Origin of the sequence: Marinobacterium nitratireducens, from assembly GCF_014645375.1 — a bacterium.
Taxonomy (GTDB): Bacteria; Pseudomonadota; Gammaproteobacteria; order Pseudomonadales; family Balneatricaceae; genus Marinobacterium_A; species Marinobacterium_A nitratireducens.
In genome coordinates, this window is sequence record NZ_BMLT01000008.1 from 38,799 (window position 1) to 62,818 (window position 24,020).

Consider the following 24,020-nt stretch of genomic DNA (forward strand, 5'->3'; position numbering starts at 1 on the left):
TGAGCCCGGCGACCGATAAGAGTTCTACGGGGTGTCGCCATGTCCCAGTTCGATGTGCTGTTCCAGCCGCTGAAAATCAACAACCTGACCATCCGCAACCGTATCGTCAGCACCGCCCATGCCGAGGTCTACGCGACCGATGGCGGCATGACCACTGACCGTTACGTCAAGTATTACGAAGAGAAGGCCAAGGGTGGCTGCGGTCTTTGCATCTGCGGCGGCTCCAGCGTCGTCTCCATCGACAGCCCGCAGAGCTGGTGGAGCTCGGTGAACCTGTCCACCGATCGCATCATCCCGCACTTCCAGAATCTGGCCGATGCCGTGCACAAGCATGGCGGCAAGATCATGATCCAGATTACCCACATGGGCCGCCGTTCGCGTTGGGACGGTGAGAACTGGGTCAACCTGATGTCGCCCTCCGGCATCCGTGAGCCGGTACACCGCGCGACCTGCAAGACCATCGAAGAGGAAGAGATCTGGCGCGTGATCGGCGACTTCGCCAAGGCCGCCGTGCGTGCCAAGGAAGGTGGCCTCGACGGTGTCGAGCTGTCCGCCGTGCACCAGCACATGATCGACCAGTTCTGGTCGCCGCGCGTCAACAAGCGTACCGACCAGTGGGGCGGCACCTTCGAAAACCGCATGCGCTTCGGTCTGGAAGTCGCCAAAGCGGTGCGTGAAGCCGTGGGCCCGGACTTCGTGGTCGGCATGCGCATCACCGGTGACGAGTTCCATCCGGACGGTCTGAACCATGACGACATGAAGCAGATCGCCAAATACTACGACGAGACTGGCCTGATCGACTACTTCGGCGTCGTCGGCTCCGGTTGCGACACCCACAACACCCTGGCCAACGTCATTCCGAACATGAGCTATCCGCCGGAGCCTTTCCTGCACCTGGCGGCCGGCATCAAGGAAGTGGTCAGCGTTCCGGTGATCCACGCCCAGAACATCAAGGATCCGAACCAGGCCAAGCGTATCCTGGAAGCCGGTTACGTCGACTTCGTCGGCATGACCCGTGCGCACATCGCCGACCCGCACCTGATCGCCAAGATCAAGATGGATCAGGTCGACCAGATCCGCCAGTGCGTCGGCGCCAACTACTGCATCGACCGCCAGTACATGGGTCTGGACGTGCTCTGCATCCAGAACGCCGCGACCTCCCGCGAATACATGGGGATGCCGCACACCATCGAGAAGACCGAAGGCCCGGTCCGCAAGGTCGTCGTCATCGGCGGTGGCCCCGGTGGCATGGAAGCGGCACGCGTCGCGGCCGAGCGCGGTCACAACGTGACCCTGGTCGAGAAGGCCGAAGAGCTGGGCGGTCAGATCACCATCGCGGCCAAGGCGCCGCAGCGTGACCAGATGGCCGGTATCACCCGCTGGCTGGCAATGGAACTGGACCGTCTTGGCGTCGATGTGCGCCTGGGCACCGCAGCCAACGCTGACATGATCCGCGACCTCAAGCCGGACGTCTGCATCCTGGCGACCGGCGGTCGTCCGTTCCTGGAGCAGAACCCGCACTGGGGCGCCGAAGAGGGCCTGGTGGTATCTAGCTGGGATATCCTCAACGGCACCGTGGAGCCTGGCAAGAACGTGCTGATCTACGACACCATCTGCGAGTTCTCGGGCATGTCCGCGGCCGACTACCTGTCGTCCAAGGGCTCGATGGTCGAGCTGGTCACCGACGATATCAAGCCGGGTGTCGGCATCGGCGGTACCACCTTCCCGACCTACTACCGCAGCCTGTACGAGAAGGAGGTGATCATGTCCTCCGACCTGTTGCTGGAAAAAGTCTATCGCGAAGGCGACAAGCTGGTGGCGGTGCTGGAGAACGAGTACACCGGTCAGCAGGAGGAGCGCGTGGTCGACCAGATCGTGGTCGAGAACGGCACCCGTCCGAACGAGGAGCTTTACTACGAGCTCAAGGGCGAGTCCCGCAACAAGGGGCAGATCGACAACGAGACGCTGTTCGCCTCCCAGCCTCAGCCGATCTTGAGCGAGCCGGGTGAGGGCATGATCCTGTGGCGCTTGGGCGACTGCGTATCGCAGCGCAACACCCACGCCGCGATCTACGACGCCCTGCGGCTGTGCAAGGATCTGTAAGGCATAAAGCTGCCTGAGTGCGGAACCGAACCGGCTGCGACAGCGCCTTTACGACTTCGTAATCGTTGCTTCGCGGCCGGTTTTCGCTCCGGATCCGGCCGGCACAGTGCGGTATCCCAGCGGATACTGTCGACTGTCAACTAGCTACTTAGAGGGCTCACAATGATCCTCGACTGGTTACTTCCCGTTCTGCTTCTGTCCGTGCTGGCACTGGCGCTGATCGGTGCTATCCGCCGCATCAGTCTCTGGCGTGCCGGGCAGCCGTCGCCGGTGGACTTCTTCGGTGGTCTGAAGGCAATGCCGCGTCGCTACCTGGTGGATCTGCACCACGTGGTCGAGCGCGACAAATACATGTCAAACACCCACGTGGCCACCGCGGGCGGCTTCGTGCTGTCGCTGGTGCTGATTATTCTGGTGCACCTGTTCGGTATCGAGAGCAAGTGGCTGGCCTGGCCGCTGCTGGCGTCGTCGGTACTGATGTTCGTCGGTGCCACCTTCGTCTACAAGCGGCGCAAGAACCCGCCGTCGCGCCTGTCCAAGGGACCCTGGATGCGTCTGCCAAAGAGCCTGCTGGTGTTCTCGGTGACCTTTTTCCTGGTGACCCTGCCGGCTGCCGGCGTGCTGCCACAGGGATTTGGCGGCTGGGTGCTGGCGCTGATCCTGGCGGCCGGTGTCGTCTGGGGCCTCGGCGAAATGGTCTTCGGCATGACCTGGGGCGGTCCGATGAAGCACGCCTTCGCCGGCGCGCTGCACCTGGCGTTCCATCGTCGTCCCGAGCGTTTCGGCGGCGGCCGCTCCACCGGTCTCAAGCCGGTCGATCTGGACGCGCCGGTCCTGGGCGTGCAGAAGCCGAGCGACTTCAAGTGGAACCAGCTGCTCGGTTTCGATGCCTGCGTCCAGTGCGGCAAGTGCGAAGCCATGTGCCCGGCCTTCGCCGCCGGTCAGCCGCTGAACCCGAAAAAGCTGATTCAGGATATGGTCATCGGCCTGGCCGGTGGTACCGACGCCAAGTTCGCCGGCAGCCCCTATCCCGGCATCGAGCTGGGTAACGCCAAGGGCGGTCCCGATTCGACCATCACCGAAGGGCTGGTGAATCCGGACACCCTCTGGTCCTGCACCACCTGTCGCGCCTGCGTCGAGGAGTGCCCGATGATGATCGAGCACGTCGATGCGATCGTCGACATGCGTCGCTTCCTGACGCTGGAGAAGGGCAACACCCCGGGCAAGGGCGCCGAGACGCTGGACAACCTGATCGCCACCGACAACCCCAACGGCTACGAGCCGGGCAGCCGCATGAACTGGGCCGCCGACCAGAATCTCAGGGTGATGTCCGAGGTGAAAGAGGCGGATGTGCTGTTCTGGGTCTCCGACGGTGCCTTCGACATGCGTAGCCAGCGTATCCTGCGCTCCTTCGTCAAACTGCTGAAGGCGGCCAATGTCGACTTCGCCGTACTGGGTGACGAGGAACGCGACTCCGGTGACGTGGCCCGCCGCCTCGGCGACGATGCCACCTTCCAGAGCCTGGCCAAGCGCAACATCGCGGTGATGAACAAGTATCGCTTCAAGCGTATCGTCACCACCGATCCGCACGCCTTCCACGTACTCAAGAACGAGTACAAGGATTTTGGCGGCGACTACGAGGTGCTGCATCACACCACTTTCATCAACGAACTGGTGAAGGACGGCCGCATCAAGCTCGGCGGACACAAGGGCGGGACCGTGACCTATCACGACCCCTGCTACCTGGGGCGCTACAATGGTGAGTACGATTCGCCGCGCGAGCTGCTGTCCGCGATGGGCATTCAGCTGGCCGAGATGGAACGTTCCGGCTTCCGCTCCCGCTGCTGCGGTGGTGGCGGTGGTGCGCCGATCACCGATATTCCGGGCGAGCGTCGTATTGCCGACATGCGTATCGAAGATGCCCGTGCCACCGGCGCGGAACTGGTCGCCGTGGGCTGTCAGCAGTGTACCGCGATGCTCGAGGGTGTCGTCGAACCGCGTCCCGAAATCAAGGATATCGCGGAGCTGGCGGCCGATGCCCTGGTCGAGGCCGACGATAGCCAGCCGGCCCGCACCCGTCGCGATGAACTGGCCGTGGAGGTTGCCTGATGAGCGATATTATCCGCAGAGATCCGCGTGCCGAGTGGATTGCGCGTAACCGCCTGCATCCGCTGCACGCCGAAATGGCGGCTCCGGCTGCCGAAACCCGCGGTCCGTCCGGGCTGATTCGCAAGAACCCCCACGCGGTCGGCTTTATCGGCCCGAACGGCATCAAGCGTATCGACCGCAGCGGCGGAAGCGGCGCCGCGGTTGGCATCCGTCGCGGTGCCAGGAGTGCGCAGCAGGTCGAACTGCCGCTGCATACGGTCGAGAACCCCGACTACTACGTGGTCGCGGTGCTCGACATGGTCGGTGGCCGCCTGACGTCGCACGACAAGGACGTGCTGGGGCAGGCTCACAAGCTGATCCGCGGCGGCGATGGCAGCGGCGCCGTACTGGCGGTGGTATTCGGCGAGCACAAGGAAGAGGCCTTCGACAAGGCCGGCGTCGACCGTCTGCTGCACCTCACCGGCAGCGAGTTCGATGGTTACTGCCCGGAGCAGAAGGTCGCTTGTCTGGCCGAGGTCGAGAAACAGTACCAGCCGCGCTACTGGCTGTTCCCGGACAGCATCAACGGCGGCAACGAACTGGGCTGCCGCCTGGCGGCGCGTCTGGGCGAGCGCCCGGCGACCCAGGCCTGGCAAGTCGATCGCGATACCAGCGTCTGCCGTGGCGGCGGTGGCCTGAGCGATATTACCCGAGACACCCCGCGCCTGTTGCTGCTGGCCGAGGAATGCGCCGATCCGATCGACGAAACCCGGCACCAGGTGCTGGCGCTGGAACTCGACCGGAAGCCGCGCATTATCAACCGGCTGCAGGACTGCGGCCAGGTGGCGGTGGATCCGAACTCGGTATCGCTGGCCGAAGCCGAGTTCATTCTCTCGGCCGGCAACGGTATCCACGACTGGGATCAGTTCCACCAGGCCGCCGAAGCGCTTGGCGCCACCGAAGGCGCCAGCCGCGTGGCCGTGGACGATGGCTTCATGCCGCGTTTTCGCCAGGTCGGTGCCACCGGTACCTGGGTCACGGCCCGGGTCTATGTCGCCGTCGGTATCTCCGGTGCGGTCCAGCACATGCAGGGTATCGGGCAGTGCGACAAGGTGGTGGCGATCAACACCGACGCCGGTTGCGACATGGTCAAACGCGCCGATCTGAGCATCATCGGCGACAGCCAGAAGGTGCTGGCGCAGCTGATCGAGCTGGCCCGCGATTACCGAGAGGGAGGTGCCGAGAATGCAGCCTGATATCCACAGCCAGCGGTGTCCGGGGCGTCTTGCATACAGGTCCAGTCGGGTATGGGGGGAGTGCTGAGAATGGCGAATGCAGAACATCTAAAAATAGTGGCGCTGGTTTCTGTCGGCCAGCATCCGAAATCCGGCCGTGCCCGTCGTGCCGAGCAGGATGCCCGTGCCGTCGAACTGGGCCTGAACCTGTGCGGCGAGAAAGTGCAGGTGCTGCATGCCGGCGATGTCGCGGAGGAATCGCTGCGCAGCTACGCCGGTATGGGTCTGAAGCAGCTGCGGGTACTGCAGCAGGCGGCCGGCGCCGATGCGTCGGTGGCGCTCGGCGACTACCTCAGCGAGCATCTGCCCGACATCGTGCTGACCGGAGTGCGTGCCGAAAGCGGCGAGTCCTCCGGCATGACGCCCTATCTGCTGGCCGAGAAGCTGGGCTGGCCGCTTGTCACCCGAATCGCCGATATCGCCAGGATCGAGAACGGTGAAGCCGAGATCCTGCAGGCGCTGCCGCGCGGTCAGCGCCGCGCCATCAGGGTGCGGCTGCCGTTCGTCGCCAGCGTCGACAACGCCGCCGCAGCGCCTCGCCAGAGCGCCTACGGGCCGGGTCGTCGCGCCGAGCTGGAAAACCTGCCCTGGGTCGAGACCGCGGACGAGGTTCGAGCAGCCTTCGAGGAAGCGCCGGCGCGCAAGCGTCCCAAGCGCCTCAAGATGGTCAAGGCCAAGACCGCTGCCGAGCGTTTCAAGGCCGCCACGGCCAAGTCGCAGGGCGGCGGCGGTCGGGTGATCAAGGATCAGCCGCCGCACGAGCAGGCCCAGGCGATCTTCGATCTGCTGCTCGAGGAAGGGGTATTGCGGTAAAGTGGCGCGTTACGAGAGAAAAGAGCCGGGGTTAGCACCTCGGCTCTTTTTTTATGTGTAGTCAGCTGGTGCGGTGCGATTCGCTTACCAGCACCCTGCATTGCAGGAAAGTGCTGCTGTGCTGGTGCCGTACGCTCAGAGCATGGCGCCGGTGGCGAGCAGGTCGTTGCCTGGTTGAGGACGCTCGATGAATGGGAGGCACCGTCGGGCAGCGGTGTGGAGCAGTCCGGAATGACGGACGACCTGTCTGTGCTGACGTGCAGCGCTCAAGGCATGGGGATTATTATTTTAATCTAAATGCAAATCATTAACGTTAGTTTTATAATACCGGCGAACTTCTAGCAGAACAGAGGACGGTTATGCGACTGCAAAGTCTAGTGGCATTGCTGGCGGGAGCTCTTGCAGTGTTGCCTGCAGCGGTAGCACAGAACCTGACGGATGATCGCGGAACCCGCATCGAGGCGGGGGCTCCGGCCAAGGTTGCGACGATTTCCACCTTCGCCGCCGATACCCTGGTGGCTCTCGGCGTCACGCCGGTGGGGGCCTCGACCTTCGGCAAGCGCCCGGTACCGGACTTTCTCGGATCGGCCATGACGGACGTACCGAGTTTGGGGCAGCGGGCCAGCACGAACCTGGAGTTGCTTTCCGAGCTGCAGCCGGACCTGATTCTGGCCATTCGTCGCTACACCGAGCCCCACTCCAGACAGTTCGAGACCATCGCACCTTACTACGCTTTCGACGTGGTCAGCTACGACGACAGCCTGCGGGCGGTCGCCGGCATCTCGACGGCGCTGGGCAAGGCCGACGAGGGGCGGGCGCTGAACGCGTCCTTCGACGCTAGGGTCGCCGAGTACGGCAACCGCGCACCCGGGGGAATCAGCGCGGTGCTGCTGGCCGGCAGCGGCGAAGCGCCCTTTGCCTACTACGACCACTTCCTCAGCGCCGACCTGCTGGGCCGGCTCAAGGCGACCAACGCCACAGGCCCGTCGCCGACACCGGAGCAGTCCATCCCGTTCGGCTACCAGATCGGTCTGGAGCAGCTGCTGGCACTGAATCCCGAAGTTATCTTCCTGTTCGCGTCCAGCACCCGTCATGCCTATGCCGACAATCCCATCTGGCCCCACCTCAAGGCGGTGCGGAATGGTCGGGTCTACGAGGTCGGCCTGCACTGGAAGGAAGGCGGTGGCCCCATCGCGCGCAACCTGATCCTCGAGGAGATGGCCTGGCGTCTCTATCCGGAGCACTTCGAGCAACCCGAGGTGCCGGCGGGCATCGCCAGCCATTCCTTTGACTAAGGCGGTCCAATGTACATTCGTAACTACCTGGCCGCCGGCTGGACCTGGTGTCTGCTAGGCCTGCTGGTGGCGCTGGCCGCAACCGCCTGGGCGGCATTGTCGGCCGGCACCGTGCCTGTCGCGGTCGATGAGGTGCTGGCGGTGCTCGGGGGTGTTCGGGAGGGCATGGCGGCGATACTAGTCTGGGAGCTGCGCCTGCCGCGCTTCATCGCCGGCGCCCTGGTGGGCGCCAGCCTCGCCGTCGCCGGACAGCTGATGCAGACGGTGACCCGCAACCCGCTGGCGTCGCCGGGGATCACCGGGGTCGTGGCCGGTTCATCAATGGCCGTGGTGCTGGTGCAGGTCTGTTTCAGCGTCGATGCGGCCTGGCTTCCCGGGTTCGGCGTACTCGGCGGCACCGCGGCGGCGCTGCTGACCTTCGTGCTGGCGGCCCAGGGCGGTTTCACGCCGCTGCGGCTGGCACTGGCCGGCGTCGCGGTCACCGCCCTGGCGACCGCGCTGACGACCGCCTTCCTGCTGTTTTCCGGGGCACACGCCCAGCAGCTTTATCTCTGGCTGGCCGGCGGCCTGCTCGGCCGCGGCTGGAGCCATGTGGCACTGATCCTGCCCTGGACCCTCGCGGGTCTGGCGCTGGCACTGCTCGGTGTTCGCTACCTCAACCTGCTACAGCTCGAGGATGAGGTGGCCCGAGCGCTCGGCGGCCGGGTACAGCTTTGGCGCCTGGGATTCGTCGCCGTCGCGGTGGCGCTTACCGCCGCTGCGGTGGCGGTGGCGGGGCCGGTCGGCTTTATCGGTCTGGTGGCGCCTCACCTGGTGCGGCTGTTGCTGGGCGGGGACCAGCGCAGAACCCTGCCGGTGGTCGCCCTCGTCGGCGCCGTGCTGGTGACGCTGAGCGATCTGCTGGCTCGATCGCTGATGGCGCCGGCGGAGCTGCCGCTCGGTCTCTTTACCGCCCTGCTGGGTGGGCCGGTTTTCATTGTCCTGCTACGCGGAAGGGCGCTCTGATGCGAACGTCGCTAATGCCGGCACAGGCGTCGACACCGCCCGACAGCGGGGCGACTCCGTCGCGGCGGCTGTTCTGGCTGGCCGGCGGGCTGCTATTGCTGACGCTCGCCGCCGTGCTCTCGAACCTGCTGTTTGGCGCTGCCAACCTGTCGCCGCAGCGTGTCTGGCTGGCCCTCAACAGGGCCGGGGACGGGGTTGCCCAGGATATTCTCTGGAACCTGCGCCTGCCGCGGCTGCTGACCGGGGCACTGGTGGGGCTGCACTTCGCCATCGCCGGTTCGCTTCTGCAGGCGGTGATGCGCAATCCTCTGGCCGACGCCGGTATTCTGGGTATCAACAGTGGCGCCAGCCTGGCCGCGGTGCTGGCATTTGCCGCGGCCGAGCGTTTGGGCGGCGACGGCAACCCCTACTTCAGCGGCGCGCTCGATCTGCACTGGCTGCCACTGGTGGCCAGCGGTGGCGGTATAACCGCGGCGGCGGTGGTTTATCGTCTTAGCTGGAGCTGGGGCGTGACGCCGGTGCGGCTGGTGCTCTGCGGCATCGCCGTGACGAGCATCCTCAATGCGCTGGTGATCGGTGTGCTCGCCGGCTGGGCGCAGGTCAATACCGAAACAGTGCTGGTCTGGCTCGCCGGCAGCCTGTTCGGCCGAGACTGGGAGCACCTGCTGACATTATTACCCTGGACTCTGGCGGCGCTGGCGCTTCTGCCCCTGCTGCTGGCGGGGGGCAACCTGCTTCAGCTCGGCGACGAAGTGGCGGCGAGCCTTGGCCTGCGGGTCGAACTGTGGCGCTTCGGCCTGCTTCTGATCGCGGTGCTGTTCGCCGCCAGCGCGGTCGGCGTGGTCGGCCCGGTCGGCTTCGTCGGACTGATCGTCGCCCATATCGCCCGGATGACGGCGGGGCCCGATCTGCGCCGGCAACTGCTGCTGAGTCCGCTGTACGGCATCCTGCTGGTGACGGCCTCGGATCTGCTCGGCCGGCTACTGCTGATGCCGGCGGAGATTCCGATTGGCGTCGTCACCTCGTTGCTCGGCGTTCCCTTCTTTATCTACCTGCTGGCGCGCAAGCGCTGAGGCCTGTTACAGGAGAGACTATGTTATCGGCACAGGAGCTGAGACTTGGCTACGGCGACAAGGCCATAGTGCCGCAGCTGAGCCTGGATCTCGAGGCTTCCCGCATTCACTGCCTTATCGGCCCCAACGGCTGCGGCAAGAGCACCCTGCTGCGCGCACTCTCGGGGCTGTTGCGGCCGCAACAGGGAAGGGTGCTGCTCGAAGGGCGCGAGCTGAATCGCTGGGGACGACGCGAGCTGGCGCAACGCCTGGCGATGCTGCCGCAGCATCCAAGCGCGCCCGAAGGACTGACGGTCGAACAGCTGGTGCGCTACGGCCGCTTTCCGCATCAGCGGCTGTTCGGTCAGCTGGGCGAGCAGGACCGAAAGGTGGTGCGCTGGGCAATCCGGGTAACGGGGCTGGCCGGCTACGAAGCCCGGCCGCTGGCGGCGCTTTCGGGCGGCGAACGCCAGCGTGCCTGGATCGCTCTGTCGCTGGCCCAGCAGGCGGCGGTGCTGGTCCTCGATGAACCCACCACCTACCTCGATCTCGGGCACCAGCTGGAAGTACTGGAACTGCTCGAAGAACTCAATCGGCAGCAGGGTCTGACCGTGATCATGTCGCTGCATGACCTCAATCAGGCAGCGCGCTACGGCCATCAGCTGATTGCCATGCGTTCCGGACGACTGGAGCGGGCGGGCAATCCGGGCGAGGTACTGAGCGAGTCGTTGCTGGCCGAGGTATTCCGGGTGCGCGCCCGTGTATCGGCCGATACGGGCAGTGGCAAGCCGCAGTTCGTCCCGCTGTCGTCGCTGGCCGGGCCTGTTTTATAAATATTCTTGTAATAGTAATGATAAGCTAGATACAATTGCGAACGGTTATCATTAGGCTTAACGTGGCTCGCAATTGGAGAATTCAATGTCCTGCTCGTCGTTGGGATGGGCGCACGCCTGCGCCCTGCCATTCCGTAACAAACTCGCCATCGCCGTCAGCCTCGCCACGGCCTCGCTCAGTCCGCTCGCCGTGGCACAGCAGACCGCTGAACTCGAAGTCCTTCAGGTCGAGGGTGACTGGATCGGCAATCCGACCGACGAGGAGGTCAGGGTATACCCGGGCTCCCGTACCGTCATCGAGCCGGAACAGCTGCAGGAAAGCGGGGCGCTGAACCTCGAGGGCGCGATTCGTTCGGCGCCCGGCGTGCAGGTCCTCGACGAAACCGGCACCGGCATCCTGCCGAATATCGGCCTCCGGGGCCTCAATCCACTGCGCAGCGAACGGCTGCAGATGCTGGTGGACGGCTATCCGATAGCCATCGGTCCCTACAGCAACGTCGGTGTCTCGCTGTTCCCGGTAACGCTGCCGGGCGTCGATACGGTCGATATCGTACGCGGCGGTGCGGCGGTCCACTACGGTCCCAACAACGTCGGCGGTGTGATGAACATCCTCAGCAAGCCGATTCCGGGGCAGACCGAACAGACGCTGCAGCAGCGACTGACGATCGCCGAGGAAACCGGCAACGTCTTCAGCGACACCTACTACCGCATCGGCGGCTTCGTCAACGACGACCTGGCGCTGCAGTTCCAGGCCAATGTCCAGCGCGGAGACGGCTTCCGCGACCACTCCGATACCGACGTCGACAACTTCATCGTCGATGCCGAGTACTTCATCGACGATCGCAACGAACTCGCTGCCAGCCTGCAGTACTACGATGTCGAAGCCGAGCTGCCGGGGGCGCTGAGCCCGGAGGCGTACGAAGAGGACCGGACCCACTCGCAGCGTCCGCACGATGCCTACGACGCCGATATGGTACGCGCTACACTGGGCTGGACCTTCCGTCCCCGCGACGATATCGAGTTCGAGTGGCGCAATTTCGCCCATCGCGCTGACCGAACTTTCTTCTTCGGGCAGGATCTCGTCAGTGGTGGCAACTGGGCTGATCCGGAAGCCGATGCCAGTCATGTCGCCGACTCGCCGCGTATTTTTAACGTCTGGGGTTCCGAGCCGCGTCTGACGGTGCGCGAAGGGCTTCATACCGTTACGCTGGGGGCGCGCTATGTCAGCGAAGAGGTTGATTTCGACGTCAACCGCGAGGAGCTGGCCAGTGGCAGTTACTCCGAAGTCCGGAGGTGGGACTCGGAAACAGATGCGGTAGCACTGTACGCCAGCGATACCCTGAGCCTGCTCGATGGCCGACTTAAAATCACTCCGGGGATCCGTTTCGAGGATGTCGAGATGAACTTCCGTGACGCCCGTTCCGGCGCCCGGACGTCCAACAGCCCCGACAAGTGGTTGCCAGGGCTAACCGCCGGCTTGAAGGCCTCTGACGAAGTGTATCTTTTCGCCAATGCCCAGAAATCGCTGGTCCCGGTGCAAATCGCCCAGGTCGCCCGCGGCGAAGACGTAGGCAACGAAACCGCATGGAACTACGAGCTGGGTGCCCGCTGGCAGGCAATGCCTACGCTGGCGACCACGGCGACCCTTTACCAGATCGATTACAAGGACCAGATCCAGTTCAACAAGGCCGCCGGCCGATTCGAGAACCTGGGCGATACCCGGCACGAGGGTATCGAACTCGAAGCCGACTGGCAGGCGACTCCGCAGCTTAATCTGGGATTGGGTTATACCTACCTGGATACCGAGCAACGCAGCGGTGACAACGAAGGCAATGAGCTACCCAACGCGCCGCATCACCACTTCAGCGCTGAAGCCCGCTACCAGCTGCAGCAGTGGACGGCCAACGTCAACGTCAACTACGTCAGCGACAGCTTCAGCGACGCCGACAACACCGATGACGAAACCCCCAATGGCGATGCCGGCGAACTGCCGTCCTATACCCTGGTCAATGCTCGTCTAGGCCGCGATATCGCCGTCGGCGGCGGCAACAACCTGAACCTGGGACTGGCGGCAACCAACCTGCTGGATGAGGATTACTACTTCCGTGGCGCGGATGTCAGCCCCGTCGGTCGCGTTCCGGCTCCGGGTCGAGCTTTGCTTCTCGAAGGCCGGCTGGACTTCTGACAGCGCCGGCACAGCCGCCCTGCTGTCGTAAAAAGGCCACCGGACGACGAAACCAGGCAACCCGCCAATCGGGCCCGGGGGTATTCTAGCCCTGCATTCGACGAGAGGGTTGTCCAGCCGGAATTCAGCACCGATTTCCGCAATCACCCATAACGTCGATGTCTGCCTCCCTTGCGGGTAGCGTACGGCGGCTCAACCAGCCTTGGCGGGCGGTGGCCGATAAATCGCGAACCGGCAGTCTTGTCTTGCGGTTTCGGTCTACAGGCGGATCGAATCCTATCCATCACGGCTTCTTACCGGGCTTTATGCCCGGTTTTTTTTTTATAAAAGGTGACGCGTTACAAGTGACGCGTGACGCGTCTAAAGCCATCATCGAGTAACCCGTAACCCGTAACCCGTAACCCGTAACCCGTAACCCGTAACCCGTCACGCCTCACGCCTCACGCTAAAAATACAGCTTCAGCACCGAGTCGGCGACGCAGACGACCCGGCCCGAGCCTTCGACCTCGACCTCGATCCGGTTGACCATTTCGACGCTGCGCTTGGCCGGCGTGAGCGATTTCAGTGTGGTGCGTGCGCGGATCCGGCTGCTGGCCTTGACCGGGTGCGGAAAGCGTACCTGGTCGAGGCCGCAGTTGACCACCATACGGGCCTCGGGGTAGGGCGGTCGTTCCGGGTTGACGGTGTCGGTGAGTTCCGGCAACAGCGACAGGATCAGGAAGCCATGGGCGATGGTACCGCCAAAGGGTGACTCGTTTCGGGCCCGCTCCGGGTCGGTGTGAATCCACTGCCGGTCGCCGGTGACGTCGGCGAAACGGTCGATGCGGGACTGGTCGACCAGCATCCAGTCACCGAGAAAGACTTCCTGGCCGATCCTGGTCTGCCAGTCGCGATAGAAGTCCAGGACCTTGGGGTTCTTGACGCTTTGCACATCCGGGTCGCTGCCCGGCTCGAAGAACAGGTGGATTCGCGACACCCAGGAATTGTTGAGCGTGTTGTTCAGCGAGTGGCTGATGAAGTAGGACAGCTGACGCAAGTGGGCATCGGACGCGTTCTTGAGATCGAGGCTGTTGATACGGGACCTGAGCGAACGCTCTTTCTCTTTGATGTACTCGAAAACGTCCATTATCTGTTCCTGTATGCCGGGGACGGCATGGGCGCCCCGGTATATGCTTTGTCACTGAATATTACAGCCGGGCGACCGATGCATGTTTGCAGGCTGACCCTGGAAGCGGCGCCTGTTTTCAATATGCCGTATTTCTGTGGTTTTCACTACCGGGGCCGGCGTTGCAGCGGCTTTAGAAAGAGCCCGCCGCTGCCCTCCAGCAAGGCTGTTTTTCAGTACGGGAAGGGTGGCCCGGGATGGCGCGTATGGCGTGTCTGGTATGTCGTTTTCAGGATTCCAATGTCGCCAGCGCGTCGTTTGGGAAAAGTTGATGTCGTTGTCAGAACACTGGCTCGGGGGTGGCTTTGTAAGATTGTACCCCTGCCCTCGAGAGTGGAGGGCGGGGCTTACCATTGCGCTGAACTTTTTCTGTTTGCCGGGTGTATGGCTGCGATCGGCAGCATTACCCGGGCGCAGAAATACCTTCGCGGACGATAACAATAACGAAAGGGTACCCCGGAAAACCTACTGCGCGACTCACAGGCTGCGTTGCGCGGTGCTCGGAATCCTCATGTATAAACTTATACACTGCGGTTCCTGCGCGCCGTGCGCCTTGCCTGCAAGCCGCTCGTAACGGTTCCTCGAGGTACCTGCGAATCGGACGATTAACCCGATACGGGTGAGGAGTGCTGCATGAACGCTGGTGTTAAAGCCGCCACGGCGACCGCCAAAACAGTCACCAAAAACGAGTACGATACCGATTACGAGCTGGGTCAGGACAATGTGCAGATTATGGGGATGGATATCCATAACCCTGTATTCGGCGTCAGCGCCGGCCTGATACTGCTCTTTATCATTGGAACCCTGCTTTTCCCTGCCGAAGCCAAGGTCGCTCTGACCAGTGCACGCAGCTGGTCAATCGAAAACTTCGACTGGCTCTTCATGATCGGCTGCAATGTTTTCGTAATATTCTGTCTTGCCCTGATCGTCCTGCCGGTCGGTCGGGTTCGCCTCGGCGGTACCGCCGCCCGTCCCGAGTTTTCCACCTTTTCCTGGTTCTCGATGCTGTTCGCCGCAGGCATGGGCATCGGTCTGATGTTCTGGAGCGTGGCGGAGCCTGTTGCCTACTACACCGACTGGTACGGTACGCCGCTGAATGCTGCGGCCAAGACCCCGGAAGGTGCGTCGATGGCACTGGGCGCCACCATGTTCCACTGGGGCCTGCATCCCTGGGCAATCTACGGCGTAGTCGCGCTGGCGCTGGCGTTTTTCTGCTACAACAAGGGCCTGCCGATGACGGTGCGGTCAGCCTTCTACCCGCTGATCGGTGAGCGCTGCTGGGGGCCGATCGGTAACGTCATCGACATCTTGGCGGTACTGGCGACCATCTTCGGTCTGGCCACCTCTCTTGGTCTCGGCGCACAGCAGGCGGCCAGCGGTCTGAACTACCTGTTCGGCATCGAGAACAACCTCAGCACCCAGATCGCCGTTATCGTCGGTGTGACCTGTGTTGCGCTGCTGTCCGTGGCCCGGGGACTGGATGGTGGCGTCAAGCTTCTAAGCAACATCAACATGGTGATTGCGGCTGCGTTGGTGGCGTTGGTGATCGTGCTGGGCCCGACTCTGAAAATCTTCGGCTCCATCGGTACCATCTTCGGCTCCTATGTCGAGAACATCGTTCCGCTGAGCAACTGGGTCGGTCGTGAAGACGGTACCTGGTACCACGGTTGGACCGTGTTCTACTGGGCCTGGTGGGTTTCCTGGTCGCCGTTCGTTGGCATGTTCATTGCCCGCGTATCCAAAGGGCGTACCGTGCGCGAGTTCATGACCGCTGTGCTGCTGGTACCGACACTGGTTACCGTGGTCTGGATGGGCGTGTTCGGCGGTACCGCTCTGGACCAGGCGGCCAATGGTGTCGGCGAACTCGCCAACGGCATCTCCGATGTTTCCCTGGCGATGTTCCAGATGTTCGATAACCTGCCGCTGACCTCGATCATGTCCTTCGTCGCGGTCATGCTGGTACTGGTGTTCTTCATCACCTCGGCCGACTCCGGTTCCCTGGTGATCGACAGCATCACCTCCGGCGGCAAGACCGACGCGCCGATGCTGCAGCGCCTGTTCTGGGCCACTCTGGTGGGTATCATCGCTGGCGTGCTGCTGATCGGTGGCGGTTCCGAAGCGCTGACCGCGCTGCAGGCCGGGGCCATCACCACCGGACTGCCGTTCACCGTCGTGCTGACGCTGATGTGCCTGAGCCTTTACAAGGGCCTCAGGACCGAGATTTACTGAGGGCGTGAAGCGCAGTTTTGTAGGAGCCCGCTCTGCGAGCGAGCAGCCGACGCGGTCTCTTGAAGCAATCGCCCACGGAGTGGGCTCCTACAAAGAGCGGGTGCCGACTTCGGTCGGTGCCCATTTATACTTTTCAGGTACAAGCGCGAGGATTCAATCATGATGTACGCCGATCTGATCGATCAGGAAGACTTTCGCGAACGGCTGGTTCAGATGGGAGTGCCGGTCGCCGGAGGCGCCGACGCCGAAAGCAGCTGCCGGCAGCTGCTCAACTGGCTGGGTCAGCCGCAGGGCGCGTCCAGCAGGGCGCAGGCGAAAGCGCTGGTGCAGCAGTTGAGGTCGCAGCGGGAACTGCTGCTGCCGGACGTGGCGCGTGCCGTCGATCAGTACCTGGTGCCGGCGCTGGGCTAGCAGGTCGCTCAGCGGTACAGTTCTGATGTTACCCGCTGAACGGAAAGCCGCATGAAACATCTGGGACCTGCCGCAAGTGCAACCGAGACGGACGAATCCGCCGCGCTGCTGATCGAGGTGCGGGAGTTCATTGCATCCCGCAGCACGCTCAATCTCGCCACCCTGACCCCGGATGGCAAACCCCATGCCAGCACGGCGCCGTTTCTCGCCTTCGACGGTTGCTTCTTCCTGTTGCTGAGTGGCCTGTCTGCGCATGCAGTCAATCTCAGGACCCACCCGCAGGCGTCGATCCTGCTGCAGGCGGACGAGTGCGAGTCGCACCAGCCCTTTGCGCGCTTGCGCCTGGGGTTCGAGGTGCAGGCACTGCCGGTCGGTCGCGACGAGGCCCGTTGGCGGTTCTGTACTGAAAAAATGCGCCAGCGTTTCGGGGCGATTATCGACCAGTTGACACAGCTGCCGGACTTCACGCTGTTCGAGCTGAGGCCCGCGGCGGGTCGCTACGTCAAGGGATTCGGGCGCGCTTACGAGCTGGATGCCGCGGAAACGCGGCAGGTGGTCGGCCAGGACTGACCGGCCCCTGCCGGTACGGGTTGCGATACCCCGCCGGCGTAAGGGGCGGCGGTCAGCTCATCTGCGACTGCAGGTAGTTTTTCAGGCCGACCTTGTCGATCAGTCCGAGCTGCTTTTCCAGCCAGTAGGCGTGGTCTTCCTCGGTATCGGCCAGCAGCTTTTCCAGGATCTCGCGTGACTGGTAATCCTGGTGGTTCTCGCACAGCTCGATCGCGTCTTTCAGCGCCTTGTCGACTTCGTACTCCAGCTTGAGGTCGTTCGCGAGCATCTCCGGCACGTCCTTGCCGATGCGAATGGCGTCGCGCTTGGTCATGTCCGGCGTGCCTTCGAGGAACAGAATACGCTCGATCAGCAGTGCCGCGTGTCCCTTTTCGTCGTCGAACTCGTGGTCGATACGCTCGTACAGCTTGTCGAAGCCCCAGTCCTGGTACATCCGCGAATGGATGAAGTACTGATCCATTGCCGCAAGTTCGCTCGCCAGCAGCGTATTGAGACTGTCGATGACCTTCTTGTTGCCTTTCATTGACCGACCTCCGGTTTACATCTGCGACTGCAGATAGTTTTCGATGCCGACGTCCTTGACCAGCGACTGCTGGGTTTCGAGCCAGTCAAGATACTCCTCTTCGTCTTCCAGGATGTCCTCGAGCAGTTCGCGGCTGACGTAGTCGCTCTGCTGCTCGCAGTAGGCGATGGCCTGGCGCAGCAACGCCAGTTGCTCCATTTCCAGGTCCAGGTCGGCCTGCAGCATCTCTTCGGTATGTTCGCCGATCCGCAGCGCATTGAGCTTCTGCAGGTTGGGCAGGCCTTCCAGAAACAGTACCCGCTCGATGAGTGCGTCTGCCTGTTTCATGTCCTTGATCGACTTCTTGTATTCCTTCTCGTCGAGTTTCGACAGGCCCCAGTTCTTGAACATGCGTGCATGGAGGAAGTACTGGTTGATCGACGTGAGCTCCACTGTCAGTACCTGGTTCAGGTAGCTGATCACTTTTTTATCGCCCTGCATGGTTGAGCCTCCGGCGGCAAGGGATGCTTTTGAATTCAGTGCGGCTTGGGTTATTCAATACTAGGAGGCCGCCCGTGAATACTCAACCTGCGGCGAAGCTCGCGGAATCTGGCGCACCCACAAAAAAGCCCGCAAAAATGCGGGCTTTCCGGCGGGAGTCAAGCGTTTACTTCTTGCGCTCGAGGTTCTTCTGAACGGTATCGCTGTACCAGTCCAGGAAGTTGATTACGCCGAACTCGTAGGTTTCTGAGTACGGGCCCGGCTGGTAGGCCAGGGAGTTGATGCCGCGCTGGTTTTCTTCACCCAGCTGACGGTCCTGGTCGTTGGTGGCGTCCCAGACCTGGCGCAGCTTGGCGGGATCGTAGTCGACGCCTTCGACCGCGTCCTTGTGCACGAACCACTTGGTGGTGACCAGGGATTCCTGGGCCGAGATCGGCAGCACGCGGAAGACGATGAAGTGATCGCTCTGCATGTGGTTCCAGGAGTTCGGCAGGTGCAGGATGCGCATCGAGCCGAGCTGGCGGTTCTTGATGCGGCCCATCAGCTTGCTGCAGGCTTCGCTGCCGTCGATGGTCATGACCTGGGTGCCTTCCTTCAGCGGCATCCGCACGATGCGGTTGCGCACGCCGAAGCTCTTGTGCTCGTGGGGAATGCCCTCGGCGTCCCATTCCGCGGACTGGCGGGCGTAGTGGGCCAGGAACTCTTCGCTGGCGCGGGGATCGTTGGTGTCATCCCACTCCAGCAGGGTGTTCAGCAGTTCCGGGTGGCTGCCTGCGCAGTGGTAGCATTCGCGGTTGTTCTCGAGGACCAGCTTCCAGTTGGCCTGCTCGTACATGTTGGATTCCACCGCCAGCTTGGTGTTCTCAACGTCGTACGGAGCCATGTACTCGTCCAGAGTTGCCAGGAACTCTTCGAAGTCGCCCTCCGGCTCTTCCTTGCCGAGGCAGACGAAGATGAAGCCGCCGGCGGTCTTGCAGAAGGCTTTCTTCAGGCCGTGCTTGGTCTTGTCGAAGCTGTCGCCCATATCGGTGCCGGCGAACAGCAGGTTGCCCTTCAGGTCGTAGGTCCACTGGTGGTAGGGGCACACCAGGTTGGCGACCTTGCCGCGGTGCTGCGAGCAGATGCGCGAGCCACGGTGACGGCAGGTATTGTGAAAGGCGTTGATGGTACCGTCGGCATCGCGTACGACGAGGACCGGGTTCTGGCCGATTTCGACGGTGAGGTAGTCGCCCTTCTTGGGAATTTCGCTGCTCATGCCAACGAACAGCCATTCCTTCTGGAAGACCTCTTCCATGTCGACTCGGAACATCTGCGGGTCGTTGTACAGCTCCCGCGGCAGCGAGTAGTTACGCTCGCGGGTTTTCAGCAGGCGGTCCATCTCCTGGCGCGCGGTGTCGATGTCGGCGTAGGTGATGTTCAGCAGGTCGTTCTGGTTCATGTAGCGCTTATCCTCGTTAACCCTGGGGTCACACGGGTGACCCTGATTTGACCCATTTACGTTTTTCTTGGAGACGCCGCCTTGCCTCATGCAGTGCGTCTTGAGACGAATAGTGCGCCAACACCTTTTGTGGGGTTTATCTGTTTGCGACACTAACCGCTGTTCTTTTCGACGTCCCAGTAATGGCGGGGGGTTGAGGTGGTGTGAAGAGACACGTTTGTGTCGCGCAGAGTTAAGTCGCCGGCAGCGACCGGGCACAAAATGGCGCTATAAAAAAGGGGCGGAATCGAGAGATTCGCAAGGTCGCCCCGGACGCGGAACCTGAAGGTATTCAGGCTGCACCCGACCCAACCTGCGTCAGCGCACAACCACGAGAGATGCACCATGAACAATCCCACTGTCAGCCTGGTGAATACCGAAGCCCTCAACCCGGTAACCACCCAGACCTGGGCTAACGGCCGCCACGTTGTGCGCTGTGTCAAGGCGATCCAGGAAACCTGGGACGTCAAGACCTTCTGCTTTATGGCCGAACAGCCTGTGATGTTCTTCTTCAAGCCCGGACAGTTCGTGACGCTGGAGCTGGAGATCGACGGCGAGCAGATTTTCCGTTCCTACACTATTTCCAGCTCACCTTCGGTGCCGTACAGCTTCTCCATCACGGTCAAGCGCGCGCCGGGCGGTCTGGTGTCCAACTGGCTGCACGACAACATGGTCGAGGGCACCGAGCTGGCCGTGCACGGACCGGTTGGCCAGTTCAACTGTATCGATTATCCGGCGGACAAGGTGCTGATGCTGTCCGGCGGTGTGGGGATCACCCCGCTGATGTCCATGATGCGCTGGTACTTCGACACCAATGCCGGCGTGGACGTGGAGTTCATCCACAGCGCCCGCTCGCCGAGAGACATCATCTATCATCGTGAGCTGGAGCATATTTTCTCGCGTATTCCCGAGTTCAAGCTGCATATCGTCTGCGAGCACAGCGACAAGCTGGGCGAGGCCTGGTTTGGCTTCCGTGGCTTCCTGACAAAGCCGATGCTCGAGCTGATGGCGCCGGACTTCATGGAGCGCGAAGTCTATTGCTGCGGCCCGACCCCCTACATGAACGCCGTCAAGAAGCTGCTCAAGGACAACGGCTTCGACATGAGCCGTTACCACGAGGAATCGTTCGGCGCGACTCCGGTCGATGTTCAGGAAGAAGTCGTCGAGTTCGCCGAGCAGGCGCTGGAAGACGCCGAAGCCATCCAGGCCTCCGACATGCTGCGTGTGGACTTCTCCAGCACCGGCAAGAGCGTACAGATCGTACCGGGCGAAACCGTCCACGCCGCTGCCTCCAAACTGGGACTGCACATTCCCAAGGCCTGCGGCATGGGCATCTGCGGTACCTGCAAGGTACTCAAGGTCTCCGGCGACGTCGAGATGACGCACAACGGCGGCATCACCGATGAGGACGTCGAAGAGGGCTACATCCTGTCCTGCTGCAGCGTGCCGCAGGGTGACGTGGTCGTCGAGTATTGAGCGCAGGAGCCCGCTCCGCGGGCGAACCCGTTCGGTAGGCGCTGTACGGTTCGCCCGGAGACAGGACTCCCGCGCTGCGTCGGCCGGGCGAGCACACCCCTGAATACCGTTGTCTTGATGCCCGGCCCCGAGCCGGGCTTTTTTATGCCGTCATTCCCGCGTAAGCGGGGAGCCATCAGCCGCACGCCGGTATTGCCTGATGGTGCGGTTCGCGAGGCTCACCGATCACCACCGCTTCATTCCGTTCTTTATCCTTGCTATGCTTCACTCCACTTAGGGGAGTAGTCTCCTGGCGCCCGCCAGGATGGTCGTCAACAACCTCCGGACCCACAGGTCCGTGGCGGCCGTGTCCGATTCCGGATTGATGAGACCTGAGACGAACCGATCGCCACAGGGCCGGCGCTTTCGGTGCGTCTCCGTGTCGGTGCCGGCCCCGAATAATCCCATGCCAAGCTGCCAATACCTCTTGCTTTCGCCCACTGCGCGAACGTCGACTTCCATAGCCTGCATTTTTGCGGAGGTGCGCCCATGACGCTGCCTTTGCTCGCGCTGGTTGCAGGCCTGGCTTTGCTGGTCTGGAGCGCAGACCGCTTCGTTGACGGTGCTGCCGCCACCGCCAGACACTTCGGCATGCCGACCCTGCTGATCGGCATGGTGATCATCGGTTTCGGTACCTCGGCGCCGGAGATGGTGGTCTCGGCCCTGGCCGCACTGGACGGCAACCCTGGACTGGCGCTCGGTAACGGCTACGGTTCGAATATCGCCAATATTGCGCTGATTCTCGGTCTGGTCGCGGTGATGAGTCCGATCGCGGTGAAGTCGGGCATTCTGCGCAAGGAGTTGCCGCTGCTCGCCGCGATAACCCTGTTCGCCGCGGTTCAGCTTCTGGACGGTGCGCTGAGCCGGCTCGACGGCTTTCTGCTGCTGCTGGTGTTCTTCGCGGTTTTCGGCTGGCAGATACACGGCGGCCTGCGTCAGCGCAACGACGTGATGCTCGCGGAGCTCGAAGCCGAAACCGAGGCCGAGTTCGAGAGCCACCCGATGCCGCTGGGCAAGGCGGTTTTCTGGCTGCTGTTCGGCCTGGTGCTGCTGATCGTCAGCTCCCGCGTGCTGGTCTGGGGGGCGGTGTCGATTGCCCAGAGCCTTGGCGTCAGCGATCTGGTGATCGGTCTGACGATTGTGGCCATCGGCACGTCGCTGCCGGAGCTGGCATCGTCGATAGCCGCCGTGCGCAAGAACGAGCACGACCTGGCGCTGGGCAACGTGCTGGGCTCCAACCTCTTCAATACCCTGGCCGTGGTCGGTATCGCCGCGTCGATCCATCCGCTGGAGGTGGAGCCGGTCATTCTTTACAGGGACTGGGCGGTGATGATGGCGCTGACGCTGGCGCTGTTCGTCATGGGTTACAGCTTCCGCAAGGGGCGGCAGGGCCGCATCAATCGCTTCGAGGGCGCCGTTCTGCTGGCCGCCTATGTTGGCTATATGGGGTATCTCGGTACGACCGTGATTTCGTCCGCGGGCGGCTGATCATTCGCGGCCCGGCAAACGGGCAGGGGCGACGTCTAAGCGTTGTTGCGCCACCCATCCGGTTCGCCGGGCGAATAGTGGCGGGCGACAATCGGTAACAGCTCGTCGTGCACACCCGCGGGGGCGGCGACGATCAGCCGGTCCTCGCCCATGCGGTAGGGCTCTCCGTCCCCGTTGCTGACCCTGTGTCCGGCTTCCTCGAGCAGCAGCAGCGCCGCGGCAACGTCGTAGGGCTGCAGGTCGGTTTCCCAGAACCCCTGCAGATAGCCGCAGGCCAGATAGGCGAGGTCCAGTGCCGCAGAACCGAAGCGGCGAATGCCGCGACAGCGGTACAGCACGTCTTCTGCGCAGGCGAAAAAAGCCCGGGCCTGGTCCGGCGAACGGTAGGGGAAACCGGTGCCCAGCAGGGCATCGGCAAGCTGCAGTCCGGCGGGCAGTGGTGTTGCCGGGCGGCCGTCGTGCTGCAGCCCCTGGCCCCGGATGGCGCTGAAGACCTCGTCCGAGGCCGGCCGGTAGACGACGCCGAGCACCGGCTGGCCCTGCTCGAGAAGGGCGATGGAGATCGAGAACTGATCCAGTCCCGAGAGGTAGTTGCTGGTGCCGTCGATCGGGTCGATCACCCAGCAGCGGCGCTGGTCCCCCTCGCGACCGCTTTCCTCTCCGAAGATGCCGGCATCCGGCTGCAGTCGCTTCAGACCTTCGATCAACCGGCGCTCGCTTTCGATATCGACCCGTGACACCAGGTCGCGGGGGCCCTTGTGCTCGCCGCTGCCCGGCGGCATGCGGCGGAACTCGCCAAGCTGGTAGCGTCCCGTGTCCCGCGCCAGGGCCACCACCGCCGTCAGCAGTTTTTCGGGCGCTTGCATCAGGCCTTCGACTTCCACTTGATGTTGCAGCCGCTACTCGGCTTCTGATCCGGGTCGATGGGATCGCCGGCGAAAAGGGCGTCACAGGCATGGCGCAGGTCCGCCCCTGTGGCGGCTTGTTTGCTACCGGGGCGGGTGTCGTCGAACTGGCCGCGATAGACGCATTTGAGCTGGGCGTCGAACAGATAGAGGTCGGGAGTGCAGGCGGCATCGTAGGCCCGGGCGACCGCCTGGGTTTCGTCGTAAAGGTAGGGGAAGGGGTAGCCCTTGGCGGAGGCTCTGTCCTGCATCAGCTCAGGGCTGTCCTGCGGGTGGCTGTCGACGTCGTTGGCCGAGATGGCGATGACGTTGATACCGCGGGGCTGGTAGTCCCAGGCAAACTCGATCAGGGCGTCTTCGATATGGCGCACGAACGGGCAGTGGTTGCAGATGAAGATCACCAGCGTGCCCGCCGCGCCGGCGCCATCCTCCAGCGACAACGGCTGGCCGTTGCAGACGTTGAGCAGTTCGAAGTCGGGCGCCCGGGTGCCAAGGGGCATCATGGTCGAGGGGGTAACAGCCATCCGTCTCTCCTTTGTCGAAATCGGAACAATGTCCGCAGGCATGCTGGAATAGTAGCAGCTGGTG

The 24,020-nt window shown here is 63.0% G+C and carries 20 protein-coding genes; 14 read left to right on the top strand and 6 right to left on the bottom strand.

The features are described from left to right. Positions 1-39: 39 nt before the first annotated feature. From dgcA to IEX85_RS15695, 9 genes are all read left to right on the top strand, one after another. The gene (gene dgcA, locus IEX85_RS15655) at positions 40-2,103 is read left to right on the top strand and encodes a dimethylglycine demethylation protein DgcA (protein ID WP_188861558.1); all 2,064 of its coding nucleotides are present in this window, start codon (positions 40-42) and stop codon (positions 2,101-2,103) included. 165 nt (positions 2,104-2,268) lie between these two features. Beyond that, positions 2,269-4,212 carry a (Fe-S)-binding protein gene (locus IEX85_RS15660; RefSeq protein WP_188861734.1) on the top strand — a complete coding sequence of 648 codons (1,944 nt, stop codon included), beginning with the start codon at positions 2,269-2,271 and terminating at the stop codon, positions 4,210-4,212. Next, positions 4,212-5,447 (top strand): electron transfer flavoprotein subunit alpha, encoded by a 1,236-nt coding sequence (gene etfA, locus IEX85_RS15665; protein ID WP_188861559.1) that lies wholly within the window; start codon positions 4,212-4,214, stop codon positions 5,445-5,447. Before IEX85_RS15660 ends, etfA begins: the two co-directional genes overlap by 1 nt. Before the next feature lie 69 nt (positions 5,448-5,516). Continuing rightward, positions 5,517-6,299 (top strand): electron transfer flavoprotein subunit beta, encoded by a 783-nt coding sequence (gene etfB, locus IEX85_RS15670; RefSeq protein WP_188861560.1) that lies wholly within the window; start codon positions 5,517-5,519, stop codon positions 6,297-6,299. Between the two features lie 359 nt (positions 6,300-6,658). Then, positions 6,659-7,594, top strand: coding sequence for an ABC transporter substrate-binding protein (locus IEX85_RS15675; protein WP_188861561.1), 936 nt, complete (start codon positions 6,659-6,661; stop codon positions 7,592-7,594). A 9-nt stretch (positions 7,595-7,603) separates the two neighbouring features. Then, positions 7,604-8,599 (top strand): FecCD family ABC transporter permease, encoded by a 996-nt coding sequence (locus IEX85_RS15680; protein WP_188861562.1) that lies wholly within the window; start codon positions 7,604-7,606, stop codon positions 8,597-8,599. Then, positions 8,599-9,672 (top strand): FecCD family ABC transporter permease, encoded by a 1,074-nt coding sequence (locus tag IEX85_RS15685; RefSeq protein WP_188861563.1) that lies wholly within the window; start codon positions 8,599-8,601, stop codon positions 9,670-9,672. The genes IEX85_RS15680 and IEX85_RS15685 overlap by 1 nt, the downstream gene beginning before the upstream one ends. Before the next feature lie 20 nt (positions 9,673-9,692). Next, positions 9,693-10,484, top strand: coding sequence for an ABC transporter ATP-binding protein (locus IEX85_RS15690; protein ID WP_188861564.1), 792 nt, complete (start codon positions 9,693-9,695; stop codon positions 10,482-10,484). 85 nt (positions 10,485-10,569) lie between these two features. Then, the gene (locus IEX85_RS15695) at positions 10,570-12,669 is read left to right on the top strand and encodes a TonB-dependent receptor family protein (protein ID WP_188861565.1); all 2,100 of its coding nucleotides are present in this window, start codon (positions 10,570-10,572) and stop codon (positions 12,667-12,669) included. Positions 12,670-13,114: 445 nt separating this feature from the next. Here IEX85_RS15695 and IEX85_RS15700 read toward each other — a convergent pair whose 3' ends face one another. After that, entirely contained in the window at positions 13,115-13,795 is a 681-nt protein-coding gene (locus IEX85_RS15700; RefSeq protein ID WP_188861566.1) for a MaoC family dehydratase, read from the bottom strand. Between the two features lie 672 nt (positions 13,796-14,467). Between IEX85_RS15700 and IEX85_RS15705 the strand changes: the two genes are divergently transcribed. The 3 genes from IEX85_RS15705 to IEX85_RS15715 all read left to right on the top strand — a co-directional run bounded on the left by IEX85_RS15705 (position 14,468) and on the right by IEX85_RS15715 (position 17,044). Then, positions 14,468-16,063 carry a BCCT family transporter gene (locus IEX85_RS15705; RefSeq protein ID WP_188861567.1) on the top strand — a complete coding sequence of 532 codons (1,596 nt, stop codon included), beginning with the start codon at positions 14,468-14,470 and terminating at the stop codon, positions 16,061-16,063. A 159-nt stretch (positions 16,064-16,222) separates the two neighbouring features. Further along, positions 16,223-16,474 (top strand): hypothetical protein, encoded by a 252-nt coding sequence (locus IEX85_RS15710; protein WP_188861568.1) that lies wholly within the window; start codon positions 16,223-16,225, stop codon positions 16,472-16,474. A 51-nt stretch (positions 16,475-16,525) separates the two neighbouring features. Next, the gene (locus IEX85_RS15715) at positions 16,526-17,044 is read left to right on the top strand and encodes a pyridoxamine 5'-phosphate oxidase family protein (protein ID WP_188861569.1); all 519 of its coding nucleotides are present in this window, start codon (positions 16,526-16,528) and stop codon (positions 17,042-17,044) included. Between the two features lie 52 nt (positions 17,045-17,096). Here the strand turns inward: IEX85_RS15715 and bfr (IEX85_RS15720) are convergent, their stop codons facing one another. The 3 genes from bfr (IEX85_RS15720) to gbca all read right to left on the bottom strand — a co-directional run bounded on the left by bfr (IEX85_RS15720) (position 17,097) and on the right by gbca (position 19,485). Beyond that, on the bottom strand, positions 17,097-17,567 hold the full coding sequence (bfr, locus tag IEX85_RS15720) for a bacterioferritin (protein ID WP_188861570.1): 471 nt from the start codon (positions 17,565-17,567) through the stop codon (positions 17,097-17,099). Positions 17,568-17,582: 15 nt separating this feature from the next. Beyond that, the gene (bfr, locus tag IEX85_RS15725) at positions 17,583-18,047 is read right to left on the bottom strand and encodes a bacterioferritin (RefSeq protein WP_188861571.1); all 465 of its coding nucleotides are present in this window, start codon (positions 18,045-18,047) and stop codon (positions 17,583-17,585) included. A gap of 166 nt (positions 18,048-18,213) precedes the next feature. Next, positions 18,214-19,485 carry a glycine betaine monooxygenase oxygenase subunit gene (gbca, locus tag IEX85_RS15730; protein WP_188861572.1) on the bottom strand — a complete coding sequence of 424 codons (1,272 nt, stop codon included), beginning with the start codon at positions 19,483-19,485 and terminating at the stop codon, positions 18,214-18,216. Between the two features lie 384 nt (positions 19,486-19,869). Here gbca and gbcB point away from each other — a divergent pair, with 384 nt between their 5' ends. Together gbcB and IEX85_RS15740 are read left to right on the top strand one after the other, a co-directional pair. Next, positions 19,870-21,000 (top strand): glycine betaine monooxygenase reductase subunit, encoded by a 1,131-nt coding sequence (gene gbcB / locus IEX85_RS15735; protein ID WP_373290923.1) that lies wholly within the window; start codon positions 19,870-19,872, stop codon positions 20,998-21,000. Between the two features lie 528 nt (positions 21,001-21,528). Further along, a complete protein-coding gene (locus IEX85_RS15740) occupies positions 21,529-22,527 on the top strand; it encodes a calcium/sodium antiporter (protein ID WP_188861573.1) in 999 nt (332 codons plus the stop codon). A gap of 35 nt (positions 22,528-22,562) precedes the next feature. Here the strand turns inward: IEX85_RS15740 and IEX85_RS15745 are convergent, their stop codons facing one another. Next, a complete protein-coding gene (locus IEX85_RS15745) occupies positions 22,563-23,393 on the bottom strand; it encodes an inositol monophosphatase family protein (protein WP_229721961.1) in 831 nt (276 codons plus the stop codon). Beyond that, a complete protein-coding gene (locus tag IEX85_RS15750; protein WP_188861574.1) occupies positions 23,393-23,956 on the bottom strand; it encodes a thioredoxin family protein in 564 nt (187 codons plus the stop codon). The genes IEX85_RS15745 and IEX85_RS15750 overlap by 1 nt, the downstream gene beginning before the upstream one ends. Positions 23,957-24,020: the final 64 nt, after the last annotated feature.